A 12,723-nucleotide genomic window follows, 5' to 3' on the forward strand; every position below is an offset into this window, starting at 1 on the left:
TTCAATGCAGGACAAATTACAGGAACTTCTTGACCGACTGGACGCCAATCTTGAGGATTTTCGGAAAACGTGGGAATCCAGCGATAAGGCAAAGCTGATCGACGGTTCCCGCGAGATCACCGCGATCAGGGACGCTCATTACTATCTGACCGAAAGCCACGGCTTTGAACCGGAGGAAATCGACTATCTTCTTCTGTTTGAAAACCCTTTACAGGTCGTCGCGGACAAATGGCTGGAACGCACGGAAGATCTGAGCGATTTCAGCTTCGCGCTCGACGAGGTGTTTGACAAGCAGGACGCGCTCCGGGATTACGAACGGAAAGAAAAGCCGTCCGTGCTGGAACAACTCCGAAAAGCACCCGGCCTTACACCTGAACCGCGTGAAAAATCCGCGCCAGCGAAGGAGGCGCGATAAATGGCCTATGTTCCCGTCCCCAAGGACCTGACCGCAGTGAAAACGAAGGTCCTGTTCAATTTAACAAAACGGCAGCTTGTATGTTTCAGCGGCGGCGCGCTTGTCGGCGTACCGCTTTTCTTTTTGCTCAAAGGACCTGCGGGTTTCAGCGCCGGAGCCGCTTCCCTTTGCATGGTGCTCGTCATGCTGCCGTTTTTCCTGACGGCCGTCTATGAGAAAAACGGCCTGCCGATGGAAAAGATCGTCCGCAATATCTTTCGGGTGCTTTTCCTCCGGCCAAAACAGCGACCGTATCAGACCAACAATTATTATGCCGTGCTCGCGCGGCAAAGTCAGTTAGACAAGGAGGTGCGTCGGATTGTCGGTAAAAAAGCAAAAACCGGCTGCGAGGCGGTCATTGTCCCACGCCGAGAGGCGTCAGATCGAAGCCGCCGTCGCAAAGGCCCAGCAGACCGATAAGAAAAAACAGTCGGCGCAGGACAGCATTCCGTTTCAGCGGATGTTCCCAGACGGAATCTGCCGCGTGACCGACAGCTATTACACGAAAACCGTTCAGTTTCAGGACATCAACTATCAGCTCAACCAGAACGAGGATAAGACCGCTATTTTTGAGGGTTGGTGCGATTTCCTCAACTATTTCGACAGCTCCATTAAATTTCAGCTCTCGTTTCTGAACCTTTCCGCGACGCGGGACAGCTTTGCGAAAAGCGTCACTATCCCGCCGCAGGGCGACGATTTTGACAGCCTGCGCTCGGAGTACACGGAAATGCTCCGAAACCAGCTTGCAAAAGGCAACAACGGCCTCATCAAAACCAAGTACCTGACCTTCGGCATCGAAGCGGACAGCCTGAAAGCGGCCAAGCCCCGGCTGGAGCGTATCGAGATCGACATTCTCAACAATTTCAAACACCTCGGTGTAACAGCCACTTCCCTGAACGGCGCGGACCGTCTGCGGCTGCTGCACGACATCCTCCGCATGGACGCGCCGGAGCCGTTCCGCTTTTCGTGGGACTGGCTGGCCCCTTCCGGCCTGTCCGTCAAGGATTTCATCGCCCCCAGCTCGTTTGAGTTCAAAAGCGGCAGCATGTTCAGCATGGGACGTCAAGTAGGCGCGGTCAGTTTTCTCCAAATCCTCGCGCCGGAGCTGAACGACCGGATGCTGGCCGATTTTCTCGACATGGAATCCAGCCTCATCGTCACCATGCACATCCAGTCCATCGACCAGGTGAGCGCCATCAAGACGGTGAAACGAAAAATTACGGACCTCGATTCCATGAAGATTCAGGAACAGAAAAAGGCCATCCGTTCCGGGTACGACATGGACATCATCCCCTCCGACCTCGCCACCTACGGCGAGGAAGCCAAGAAACTTTTGCAGGATTTACAGTCCCGCAACGAGCGCATGTTTCTTGTGACCTTTCTCGTCCTCAACGTGGCCGAGAATAGGCAGCGGCTCGACAACAATGTGTTTCAGGCGAGCTCCCTCGCGCAAAAATACAACTGCGCGCTGACCCGTCTCGACTTCCGGCAGGAAGAAGGTCTGATGAGCAGTCTGCCACTTGGATTGAATCAGGTGGAAATCCAGCGGGGCCTGACCACGTCGAGCACCGCCATTTTTATCCCCTTTACCACGCAGGAGTTGTTCCAGACTGGGCGCGAGGCGCTGTACTGCGGGCTGAACGCTTTGTCCAACAACCTCATCATGGTGGATCGGAAGCTCCTGAAAAACCCGAACGGCCTGATCCTCGGCACACCGGGCGCGGGCAAATCCTTCGCCGCCAAGCGCGAAATCGTCAACGTGTTCCTCGTTACGAACGACGACATCATTGTCTGCGACCCGGAGGCCGAATACGGCCCGCTGATCGAACGGCTGCACGGGCAGATCATCAAAATATCGCCCGCGTCCACCGATTATATCAATCCGATGGACATCAACCTCAACTACTCCGAGGAAGAAAATCCGCTTTCGCTCAAGTCCGATTTCATTCTGTCGCTCTGCGAACTGATCGTCGGCGGCAAGGAGGGATTGCAGCCTGTGGAAAAGACGGTCATCGACCGCTGCGTGAGGCTGGTGTACCGAAATTACCTCAGTGATCCGCGCCCGGAGAGCATGCCGGTTCTGGAGGATTTGTACAACGAGCTGCGGCGACAGGACGAAAAGGAAGCGCAGTACGTCGCCACGGCCCTTGAAATCTACGTCACCGGCTCCCTCAACGTGTTCAACCACCGCACCACCGTGAACGTGAGAAACCGCGTCATCAGCTACGACATCCGGGAGCTTGGCAAGCAGCTCAAAAAAATCGGGATGCTCATCGTGCAGGATCAAGTCTGGAACCGCGTCACCGTCAACCGGGCCGTGGGCAAATCCACCCGCTACTATATCGACGAGTTCCATCTGCTCTTAAAAGAAGAACAGACCGCCGCTTATTCCGTGGAAATCTGGAAGCGGTTCCGCAAGTGGGGCGGCATCCCGACCGGAATTACGCAGAACATCAAGGACCTTCTTTCCTCACGCGAGATCGAGAACATCTTTGAAAACTCGGATTACATCTATATGCTCAATCAGGCGTCCGGCGACCGCCAGATTCTCGCCAAGCAGCTCGGCATTTCGCCGCACCAGCTTTCCTACGTCACCCATTCCGGCGAGGGCGAAGGGCTGCTGTTCTACGGAAACGTCATTTTGCCTTTCGTGGACCATTTCCCGAAAAGCACGGAGCTGTACCGCGTCATGACCACCAAGCCGCAGGAAGTAACTAAGGAGCAAATAATAGAACGATCATGAAACGAGAATTACCACGATGTCCTATTTTAATATGGCTTAATATGGTATAATTACAAAAAAGGCATATAAGGAGGCAGTTCGTTAATGGGGAAATTTGTATACGTTGATAACTCTAACGTTTGGATCGAAGGTAAATATTACTCAGCAGTTAAAAAAGGCATGGTAGCAAATATATTCGATGCACATGAGAACAAAATTTGTGACATGCCGTGGGGGTATGATTTCGGGAAACTCCTAAATATTTCTTGCGAGGGTGACGAAAATTCATTAAAACGTGCCGTCCTATATGGCTCAAAGCCAACTGACAATGATAGTTTATGGAATGCGGCACGTCGGTTCGGATTCGAAGTGTATCACCCTGAACGAAATGTAAAAAACAAGGAAAAACGCGTAGACACTGGATTTGATAAAGAGGTATTAAAAGACCTATACAAATCTGTTATTGGTCATGATGATAACATTATACTTGTTGCCGGAGATGCAGACCATGTTCCAGTTGCGGAAGCCATCGTAGAAGAAGGAATGAAGTTTACACTGGTATTTTGGGATAATGCGTCCGAAACTCTTAAAAATATGGCATCAAAATTTATCAGCCTGAATAACTACATAGCAGAAATCACTCGGTAAATATATCGTTCAATTTGGTGATATGAACCCGCACATTGTGGCGGGTTTTTTCATGCCCAAAAGGAGGTGACTGTGATGGAAAAACGAGCGCCCCGTCTGCAATTTACGGACGAAGAACGTGCCGACCCTGTATTGAAAAAATCTGTCCGCAGAGAGCAGAAAGCGGCGGTAAAAGCTGACCGCGCACAGGCCAAAGTCCCGAAAAGGACCGCTTTAAGACGGCAGCCCGCCGTTGACCCGGCCACCGGCAAGGTCACGACGCGCCTGAAATTTGAGGAGGTGGACAAGAAGAAGCCGTCCAAGCTCACCCACGCCGTCCGGGACGCGCCCGGAAACGCCGTTCTGATGCAGTTTCATCGGGAAATCCGGCAGTCCGAGGACGAAAACGTAGGTGTAGAGGCTGCGCATAAGAGCGAGGAAGCTACTGAAACGGGCGGGTGTCTGATGCGCAGCGCCCACCGTTCCCACAAGCTGAAACCCTACCGAAAATCGGCAAAAGCGGAAAAACGGCTTGACCGCGCCAATCTCGGCTATTTGCAGAAAAAGGCCGTACGGGACAATCCGCAGCCCTCCGGAAATCCTTTTGCCCACTGGCGGCAGAAGCGGGCCGTCAAAAAACAGTATGCCGCCGCGAAACGAACCGGACAGTTTACAGGTTCCGCCGGGAAAACTGCCGAAAACACTGTCAAAGCGGGAAAAACGGCGGCGCGGGAGAGCAGACGGGCGGCGGCTTTTGTCGGGCGGCATCGGAACGGTTTTCTGATTGTTGCGGGCGTTTTTCTGGTGCTGGTCCTGCTTCTGAACGTCCTGTCCTCCAGCTCGGTTCTGCTGGAAGGGGCGCTGTCCGGCGTTGCCGTGTCCACATATCCTTCCACGGACGACGCCATGCTCGGCGCGGAAGCCGCTTACGCCCAAAAGGAAGCGGACCTTCAGAACGAAATCAACCGTTACAAGCAGAGGCACGGCGGGTACGACGAATATCACTATACGCTCGACAAAATCGGTCACGACCCCTATGTACTGATCTCCATTCTGACGGCGTGGCACGGCGGTGAATGGACGCTGGATGAAGTCCGGGACATGCTTTCCACCCTGTTCTCAAAAGAATACCAACTGACGCAGACCGTGGAGACGGAAACCCGCTACCGAACGGAAACGGATACCGTGACGGACCCGGACGGCACGACTCACACCGAAACCCGGCAGGTCCCCTATACCTACACCATCTGCAACGTGAAGCTGCACAACGAGGATTTGTCCCATATACCCATCTCCATCATGAACGAAGATCAGGTTGGCGTGTACTCGATGTACATGTCCACCCTCGGCAACCGGCCCGACCTTTTCCCCACGTCGGCCTATCCGAACGCCTCCACCGTCAAAAAGCCCACGGAGTATGACATTCCCCCAGAGGAAATGACAGACGCGCGGTTCGCCGCCATGATGACGGAGGCACGGAAATACATCGGCTATCCTTACGTTTGGGGCGGCAGCAGCCCGAAAACCTCGTTCGACTGCTCCGGCTACGTGTCGTGGGTGATCAATCACAGCGGGTGGAACGTGGGACGGCTGGGGGCGCAGGGCCTCTGCGACATCTGCACTCCGGTTTCTCCCGTCGATGCAAAACCCGGCGACCTTGTTTTCTTTGAACACACCTACGATACCGACGGCATATCCCATGTGGGCATCTACGTCGGAAACGGTATGATGCTCGCGGCGGGGGACCCCATCGGCTACTCGAATATCGAAACAAGTTATTGGCAGAGCCATTTTTACACGTTCGGCAGATTACCGAATCCATAACAGATTGGAGGAATCAACCGTGAACCCGAAATTCAAGAAAATTGACGCCGAGTATGAAAAGAACGCGGCGAAAATCTCCGCGCTGCAAACCCGGCAGAAGGAGCTGGAAAAGCAGCGCCGGGAACTGGAAAATCTCGATATTGTCGGCCTTGTGCGGGGCATGGGCATGACAGCGGAGGAACTCTCCGCGCTCATGAAAGCGTCCCGCGAAAATCGGCCCGTATCCGATCAGAATAAGCAGGAGGAAAATCATGAAGAAATCTAAAATCCGCATACTGGTTTGCCTGATGGCCGCCGTGTCCTGCACGGCGGCCTTTTCCGTCAACGCCCTCGCAGCGACTCCGACGACGAGCAGCACCGGTTCCGCGCAGAGCGGCACGGCATCGTCGGAGGCGTCCATGAAGCCTCTGACGCCGGATGGGGCCGGAACCGTGATCGACAATGTGACAAACGAGGACGGCAAGGAGTTTTTCACGATCACCACGCCGAGCAAGCACGTCTTTTACCTGATTATCGACCGTCAGAAAGATGCCGAAAACGTCTATTTTCTTGACGCCGTTACGGACAAGGATCTGCTTGCGCTTGCAAAGAGCGACAACGAGGACGTTTCCGGTTCTTCCCCGTCCAAGACCGTTTCTACACCGGAAACACCCCCCGCGCAGACCACATCCACGCCCACGGCTTCATCCGCTTCCCGACCGGAAAAGCAGAACAGCAGCGCCAGAATTGCGGCAATCGCCGTACTCTCAGCCATTCTCATCGGTGTGGCGGTGTGGTTCTTCAAATTCCGCAAGCCGGGTAAAAAAGATAAGAATAGACCCGACCCGGACGATTACGATTACGCCGATGATGGGGATGAGGAATCCAAGCCAGAGGATGAACCGGATTTACCTGACGAAGAAACCGAGCAAAAAGATGAACCGGAAGCTTCCGACGATGAAACGGAGCGTGAGGACGAATGACCTTTTTCACCGACAGCCCTTTTGAGCGGATGATGGTGCAAAAACCGCAGTACAGGCGGGAGGAACGGCCTCCCGCCCCGCCGAAAGGCCGTCCCGAACAATCCCATGACTGTTACCGAGGCCTTATCATCACGCCGAAACGAAAGGGGAATGAAAATGCGGTTTGTAATCAGTGAAAAGCCCTCGGTTGCCCAAAGCATCGCCGCCGTAATCGGCGCGAAGCAGCGCGGCGACGGGTTTCTGGAGGGTAACGGCTACCTCGTTTCATGGTGCCTCGGCCATCTGGCGGAGCTGGCAAGCGCCGACGCCTACGATGAAAAATACGCCAAGTGGCGGCGCGAGGATTTGCCCATTCTGCCGGAGAACTGGCGGTTTACCGTAAGCGGGGACAAACAAAAGCAGTTTGCTATTCTCCGCACCCTGATGCGCCGCGACGATGTGGATGAAGTCATCAACGCCTGCGATGCTGGACGCGAGGGCGAACTGATCTTCCGCACCGTGTACGATATGGCAGGCTGCTCCAAACCGATGAAACGGCTCTGGATTTCCTCAATGGAGGATGAAGCCATCCGACAGGGCTTTGCCGATCTGAAACCGGGGCGGGACTATGACGGGCTGCATCAGTCCGCTCTCTGCCGCTCCAAAGCCGACTGGCTGGTGGGCATCAACGCGACGCGCCTGTTTTCGGCCCTCTACCACCGAACTCTGAATGTCGGGCGCGTCATGTCTCCGACTCTGGCGCTCCTTGTGCAGCGGGAAGCGGAGATTTCCGCGTTTCAGCCGGAGCCATTCTATACGGTCAGCCTCGACTGCGGCACCTTTACCGCCATCGGCGACAAGCTGAAAACAAAGTCGGAGGCCGAGGCTGTTGCCGCCGCCTGCAAAGGGAAAACGGCCACCGTCAGGGCCGTGGAGCGGAAAGAAAAATCTGAGAAGCCGCCCGCGCTCTACGATTTGACTACTCTCCAGCGCGACGCCAACCGACTGCTCGGCTACACGGCCCAGCAGACGCTGGACTATCTGCAATCGCTCTATGAAAAAAAGCTCTGCACCTACCCCCGCACCGACAGCCGGTTTCTGACGAACGACATGAAAGCCTCCGTTCCGGCGTTTGCTTCCGTCGCCGCCGCAATCTGCGGTACGGACGTTCCCGAAAGCCTCAACGCCGGTCAGGTCTGCGACAGCGCGAAGGTCAGCGACCATCACGCCGTCGTTCCCACGTCCGGCGCGGGCAAAGCGGATGTTTCCGCGCTGCCTGCCGGGGAGCGTGAAATTCTGCGGCTCGTTTCACGGCAGCTTCTCTGCGCGGTCGGCAGTCCGCACCAATACGCCGAAACCGCCGTCACGCTGGACTGCACCGGGTATGGATTTGCCGCCAAGGGCAAAACGGTTCTCGTTCCCGGCTGGAAATCCTGTTTTCAGGAACAGGCCGACAAACCACTGCCGGAACTGGCAGAGGGTCAGGACATCGCTGTTGCCTCTGTTTCCGTCAAGGAGGGAAAAACCTCGCCGCCCAAGCATTATACGGAAGATACCTTGCTTTCCGCGATGGAGACGGCGGGCGCGAAGGATATGCCGGATGATGCGGAAAGAAAAGGTTTGGGCACCCCCGCCACCCGCGCGGCCATTTTGGAAAAGCTCGTTACTACCGGATTTGTGGAACGGAAAAAGGCCAAGAAAACCGTCAACCTCATCCCGTCTCAGGTCGGCGTGTCGCTCGTCACCGTTCTGCCGGAGCAGCTTCAATCCCCGCTGCTGACCGCCGAATGGGAAAACCGGCTCAAGCAGGTGGAGCACGGAAAACTGGAACCGGACGCTTTTATGAACGGGATTTCATCCATGCTCCGGGAGCTTATAAAAACCTATACGCCGGTCAAGGGCGCGGAGGTGCTGTTCCCCTCCGGGCGTGAGGCAGTCGGCAAATGCCCCCGCTGCGGCGGCAGCGTGACCGAGAGCAAAAAGGGATTCTTTTGCGAAAACGACGGTTGCCGCTTCGGGCTTTGGAAGGACAACCGGTTTTTCGCCGCCAAGAAAAAGGTCCTGACGAAAGCTGTCGCCGCAGCGTTCCTAAAGGATGGGCGCGTAAGGCTCACCGGATGTTATTCCGAAAAGACCGGCAAAACTTACGACGCCACGGTGATTTTGGAGGACACCGGGGGGCGCGTCAATTTTAAGCTGGAATTTGATTCGGGGACGAAAAAGCGTGGCGGATCATGAAACTTACCAAATACGAGCGGGAGACGATTATCTGCTATAACGAGGAAGAAGCGACGGCCAGCGTTTATACGTACAATAAAAAGCTCATCCAAAAGCTCAAACGGCTCTCGAAGAAATACCCCGACAAGGTGAAGCCGGAGCGCCCGGAGCATCGCGGGGCTGTTAGCTATCTTGTCCCCAAACGCTGTGTTTCCGTTCGGGAACCGTACAGCGACCGGCGGCGCGAAGCCGACAGTTTACGAGCCAAAGCAGCCAGAATACGCCCTCCCAGCAGGAGCATACGCTCCGAAAACAAATAATGAGCGCGCTCCCGCATAGGTTTATCCCGGCCTGTGCGGGGGCGCGCTTTTTTCAATTCTATGATCTGCGAAAGGAGCACACTATGGCCGAAAAGAATAAGGAACGATTGAAAGAGATCACCGACAGCATCGAACAGGGTATCAAAGACCTGTTCCAGAGCGACCGGTACGCGCAGTACCTCCGTACCATGTCGCGGTTTCACCGCTACTCCGTCAACAACACCATGCTGATTTACATGCAGAAGCCGGACGCCACCCTTGTGGCCGGGTTCAACAAATGGCGCGATCAGTTCACCCGGAACGTCATGCGGGGCGAAAAAGGCATCAAAATCATCGCGCCCACGCCGTTCAAAAAGAAAATCGAGGAAGAAAAGCTCGACCCCGATACCAAGGCTCCCGTGCTGGACGCGGACGGCGAGATCATCATGGAGGAAAAGGAAATCAAAATCCCCATGTACAAGGTGGTTTCCGTTTTTGACGTGTCGCAGACCGAGGGGAATCCTCTGCCGACATTGGCAAACGATCTTACGGGAAATGTGAAGCAGTATGAAATTTTCATGGAGGCGCTGCGGCGTTCGTCCCCCGTTCCGCTTGCTTTTGAGGCGATGGAGCCGAACACGGACGGCTATTTCAGCGAAAAAGACCAGCGTATCGCCATCCGTTCCGACATGAGCGAGGTCCAGACCGTTTCCGCTGCCGTCCACGAAATCACCCACGCCACGCTGCACAACTATGAGCAGGCCCGCCTTGCCGCCGCGCAAGGCGACGAAACCGCCGAGCCGCCCAAACCAAAAGACCGGAATACCGAAGAAGTAGAGGCCGAGAGCGTTTCTTATGCCGTCTGCCAGTATTACGGCATTCAGACCGGCGAAAACAGCTTCGGCTATATTGCTTCATGGAGCCGTGACAAGGAATTGCCGGAGCTGCGGGCCTCTTTGGAAACGATCAATAAAACCGCTTCCGGCCTCATCACCGACATTGACCGGAACTTCCGCGAGGTCTTAAAAGAGTATGGTCCCGTTCTGGAGCAGTTTGCCGGGGACGTATATCAGTACACGGCCTCCGTGATGGAGCCGCCGTTTCCTTTGAATTCCATCGAGGAAGAAGTCCCGGCCATTGTGGAAGATTTAAAAAGCGGTTACGGAAAAGACACCCGCGACGCCATTCGGAACGCCGCCAAAGTTGAGGGCGCGGCGTCCCCGGATGAACTTCTGCGGCGGCTGGACGAAATTGAAAAAATCTACCCGCCGAGAGAAACCGAGGCGATGTATCTGCTGGACAATGCCGCCTACCTTTATTTGAAGGAAAACGAGAACGGATACGGCTATACCCTTTACGATAAGGAAAATCTGCGGGAAACTGCAAACGGGTTTGCAGAAGAAGGCGTCAGTTCCATTCCGACCGCATACGAACAGGCGCTTGCCCTTGAACACCTGACCCCTGCGGCCTCGGAAAAGGTACCGCTTGACATTCTCCGGGATATCGCCGCCGTGCGTGAACAGGATGTACAGAAATATATCCGTAAAAATCATATAAACATGGGTGATCATCAGAACGCCGCACCAGAAGCGCAGACAGCCCCCGACCAACCGAAAGCGGCGGACATGCTGCCGGATGCGCCGGAACAGGCACTTGACGAATACCCCATGCCGGATTCGGAGCTGACCATGGTGGATCTGGAAGCCTGCGGGTATCTGGACGGCGATCTGCTGCCCCTCTCCAAAGACCGGGCACTGGAGCTTTTTGAGCAGGACCTCACCGTTTACATGATTGAGGACGGCGGCGCAAGCATGGCATTCGACCCGGATGAGATTCAGGCCCACAGTGGCCTGTTCGCCGTCAGCCACGAGGAATGGGAAGAAAGTCGGGAATTTTCCGCAGCCATAGAGGACCGGATGAAGCATCAGGAGCAGCGGGAAGCCGCTTTTTTGAAAGCTTCTCAGGACGCTTTCGCCATTTATCAGGTGAAGGACGGCGACGAGTTGCGGGACATCCGATTTGAACCGCTCAGTTGGCTGGAATCCAAAGGCGTTTCCGTGGATCACGGCAATTATGATCTTGCCTATACCGCGCCGCTCACGGATCAGGGCAGCACGGATGACAGGCTGGGAGCATTGTGGGACAGATTCAACAACGATCATCCCGCCGATTATCACAGGCCGAGCCTGTCCGTCAGCGACATCATTGCCTTAAAGCAGAACGGCGTTGTATCCTGTCATTACGTGGACAGCTTCGGTTTCAAGGAAATCCCGGCCTTTCTGAAACCGGAAAACTACCTGAAAAGCGCGGAAATGGCAATGGAGGACGATTACGACATGATCGACGGTATTATCGACAACGGAAAAAATCCCACCGTCGCGGAGTTGGAGCAGCAAGCCAAAACCGGCCAGCCGATCTCCCTTCTGGAGCTTGCCGAGGCGGAGCGGCGGGAGCATGATGAAAAGAAAAAATCCGTCGTGGAACGGCTCAGAAATCAGCCGGTCAGCCGGGAACACAAAAAAACAGCGCCCGACAGAGGCGTGGAAATGGAGCGGTGATATGTTTACAAACGATGAAATCAACCTGATGTGCATTTACAACACCGGGACGCGGGATGGCCTTATCGCGGAGCTGACGCAGATGCGCAGCTATCTCGGCGCGGAGGAAACGGAGCTTCTGGCCCTAACGGATTCCGCGCTGGAAAAACTCCGGAACATGAGCAATGGGGAATATACCGCGCTCAACCTGTTACCGGATTTTGATGAGGAAGTTGAATAACAGCTTTGCTCCATGTGGTGACATTTCCCTGAATGTGCGATATACTGATAGACAAACAAAAAGTGGAGGTGAACCACATATGTACATCAGACGATTTAATGATGATGATGCGGAAGAAATCTCAAATCTGGTTTGCAGAAATTTTAAAGAAGTCAATATAAGAGATTATTCTGCTGATGAAATGGAAAGACTGGCAGAAAGCTATAACGCAGAAAAAATAAGTGTTTTAGCTTCCTCCGCTCATATGTATGTTGCCTGTGACAGCAACAGAGTTGTTGGTACAGGTTCAATATCCGGCTATTGGGGTAGCAAAACCGAGAGTATTTTGCTTACAATTTTTGTTTTACCCGAATATCAGCATAAAGGTATTGGAAGCAGCATTATTCAAGCTTTGGAGTCTGACGAATATTTTCTCAGAGCGAGCCGTATTGAGATACCCGCTTCCATTACCGCCTGTGAATTCTATATTAAGATGGGATATAACTTCAAAGGCGGTAAAAAAGAGCTTGACGACGAGGGACACTATCAAATGGAAAAGTTCAGATGTTGAATCCTATTATTAATTGAAATAATTTTTATCTATCATGAGAGCAGCCTTCGGGCTGTTCTTTTTTTGTCCAAAACACTGGAAGGAGGATTTTCAATATGCCGAGTAATGTGCAGGCTCTGGCACAAATGGCAGACCACGCGGCGACGCAGATCACCGCCAGTCATGAAAGCTGGACGGATTTTCTGAAAACCGCCGCCCGGCTCTACAAATATCCGTATCACGAGCAACTCATGATCTACGCCCAGCGCCCCGACGCGACTGCCTGCGCCGGGTATGAGCTTTGGAACGATAAAATGCGGCGGTATGTCCGG

12 protein-coding genes are annotated in these 12,723 nt (G+C 54.3%); all 12 read left to right on the top strand.

Annotation, left to right across the window (positions count from 1 at the left end; translation table 11 throughout):
• Positions 1 to 4 precede the first annotated feature (4 nt).
• The 12 genes from ETHHA_RS09510 to ETHHA_RS09565 all read left to right on the top strand — a co-directional run bounded on the left by ETHHA_RS09510 (position 5) and on the right by ETHHA_RS09565 (position 12,412).
• Positions 5 to 415: a hypothetical protein gene (locus ETHHA_RS09510; protein ID WP_013485768.1), complete on the top strand. Its 411-nt coding sequence runs from the start codon at positions 5 to 7 to the stop codon at positions 413 to 415.
• Entirely contained in the window at positions 416 to 874 is a 459-nt protein-coding gene (locus tag ETHHA_RS09515; RefSeq protein WP_013485769.1) for a PrgI family protein, read from the top strand. It begins immediately after the preceding gene.
• On the top strand, positions 774 to 3,197 hold the full coding sequence (locus ETHHA_RS09520) for a VirB4-like conjugal transfer ATPase, CD1110 family (protein ID WP_041686809.1): 2,424 nt from the start codon (positions 774 to 776) through the stop codon (positions 3,195 to 3,197). The genes ETHHA_RS09515 and ETHHA_RS09520 overlap by 101 nt, the downstream gene beginning before the upstream one ends.
• Positions 3,198 to 3,281: 84 nt before the next feature.
• Positions 3,282 to 3,824, top strand: a complete 543-nt coding sequence (locus tag ETHHA_RS09525) for an NYN domain-containing protein (RefSeq protein ID WP_013485771.1) — start codon at positions 3,282 to 3,284, stop codon at positions 3,822 to 3,824.
• A 75-nt stretch (positions 3,825 to 3,899) separates the two neighbouring features.
• On the top strand, positions 3,900 to 5,627 hold the full coding sequence (locus ETHHA_RS09530; RefSeq protein WP_013485772.1) for a C40 family peptidase: 1,728 nt from the start codon (positions 3,900 to 3,902) through the stop codon (positions 5,625 to 5,627).
• A gap of 19 nt (positions 5,628 to 5,646) precedes the next feature.
• Entirely contained in the window at positions 5,647 to 5,892 is a 246-nt protein-coding gene (locus ETHHA_RS09535; protein WP_013485773.1) for a DUF4315 family protein, read from the top strand.
• Entirely contained in the window at positions 5,879 to 6,589 is a 711-nt protein-coding gene (locus ETHHA_RS09540; RefSeq protein WP_013485774.1) for a DUF4366 domain-containing protein, read from the top strand. Before ETHHA_RS09535 ends, ETHHA_RS09540 begins: the two co-directional genes overlap by 14 nt.
• A 156-nt stretch (positions 6,590 to 6,745) precedes the next feature.
• Positions 6,746 to 8,806, top strand: a complete 2,061-nt coding sequence (locus ETHHA_RS09545; protein WP_013485776.1) for a DNA topoisomerase 3 — start codon at positions 6,746 to 6,748, stop codon at positions 8,804 to 8,806.
• Entirely contained in the window at positions 8,803 to 9,105 is a 303-nt protein-coding gene (locus ETHHA_RS09550; protein WP_013485777.1) for a hypothetical protein, read from the top strand. Before ETHHA_RS09545 ends, ETHHA_RS09550 begins: the two co-directional genes overlap by 4 nt.
• A gap of 83 nt (positions 9,106 to 9,188) precedes the next feature.
• Positions 9,189 to 11,642, top strand: a complete 2,454-nt coding sequence (locus ETHHA_RS16455) for a YodL domain-containing protein (RefSeq protein ID WP_013485778.1) — start codon at positions 9,189 to 9,191, stop codon at positions 11,640 to 11,642.
• Between the two features lies 1 nt (position 11,643).
• The gene (locus ETHHA_RS09560; RefSeq protein ID WP_013485779.1) at positions 11,644 to 11,862 is read left to right on the top strand and encodes a transposon-transfer assisting family protein; all 219 of its coding nucleotides are present in this window, start codon (positions 11,644 to 11,646) and stop codon (positions 11,860 to 11,862) included.
• Between the two features lie 79 nt (positions 11,863 to 11,941).
• Positions 11,942 to 12,412, top strand: coding sequence for a GNAT family N-acetyltransferase (locus ETHHA_RS09565; protein WP_013485780.1), 471 nt, complete (start codon positions 11,942 to 11,944; stop codon positions 12,410 to 12,412).
• Positions 12,413 to 12,723 lie beyond the last annotated feature (311 nt).

Origin of the sequence: Ethanoligenens harbinense YUAN-3 (assembly GCF_000178115.2) — a bacterium.
Lineage (GTDB): Bacteria > Bacillota > Clostridia > Oscillospirales > Ethanoligenentaceae > Ethanoligenens > Ethanoligenens harbinense.

Bases quoted from the DNA above. Each gene is read 5' to 3' on its own strand.
- ETHHA_RS09550 (WP_013485777.1), top strand. From the start codon at position 8,803: ATGAAACTTACCAAATACGAGCGGGAGACGATTATCTGCTATAACGAG.
- ETHHA_RS09540 (WP_013485774.1), top strand. From the start codon at position 5,879: ATGAAGAAATCTAAAATCCGCATACTGGTTTGCCTGATGGCCGCCGTG.
- ETHHA_RS09525 (WP_013485771.1), top strand. From the start codon at position 3,282: ATGGGGAAATTTGTATACGTTGATAACTCTAACGTTTGGATCGAAGGT.
- ETHHA_RS16455 (WP_013485778.1), top strand. From the start codon at position 9,189: ATGGCCGAAAAGAATAAGGAACGATTGAAAGAGATCACCGACAGCATC.
- ETHHA_RS09560 (WP_013485779.1), top strand. From the start codon at position 11,644: ATGTTTACAAACGATGAAATCAACCTGATGTGCATTTACAACACCGGG.
- ETHHA_RS09545 (WP_013485776.1), top strand. From the start codon at position 6,746: ATGCGGTTTGTAATCAGTGAAAAGCCCTCGGTTGCCCAAAGCATCGCC.
- ETHHA_RS09530 (WP_013485772.1), top strand. From the start codon at position 3,900: ATGGAAAAACGAGCGCCCCGTCTGCAATTTACGGACGAAGAACGTGCC.
- ETHHA_RS09510 (WP_013485768.1), top strand. From the start codon at position 5: ATGCAGGACAAATTACAGGAACTTCTTGACCGACTGGACGCCAATCTT.
- ETHHA_RS09515 (WP_013485769.1), top strand. From the start codon at position 416: ATGGCCTATGTTCCCGTCCCCAAGGACCTGACCGCAGTGAAAACGAAG.
- ETHHA_RS09565 (WP_013485780.1), top strand. From the start codon at position 11,942: ATGTACATCAGACGATTTAATGATGATGATGCGGAAGAAATCTCAAAT.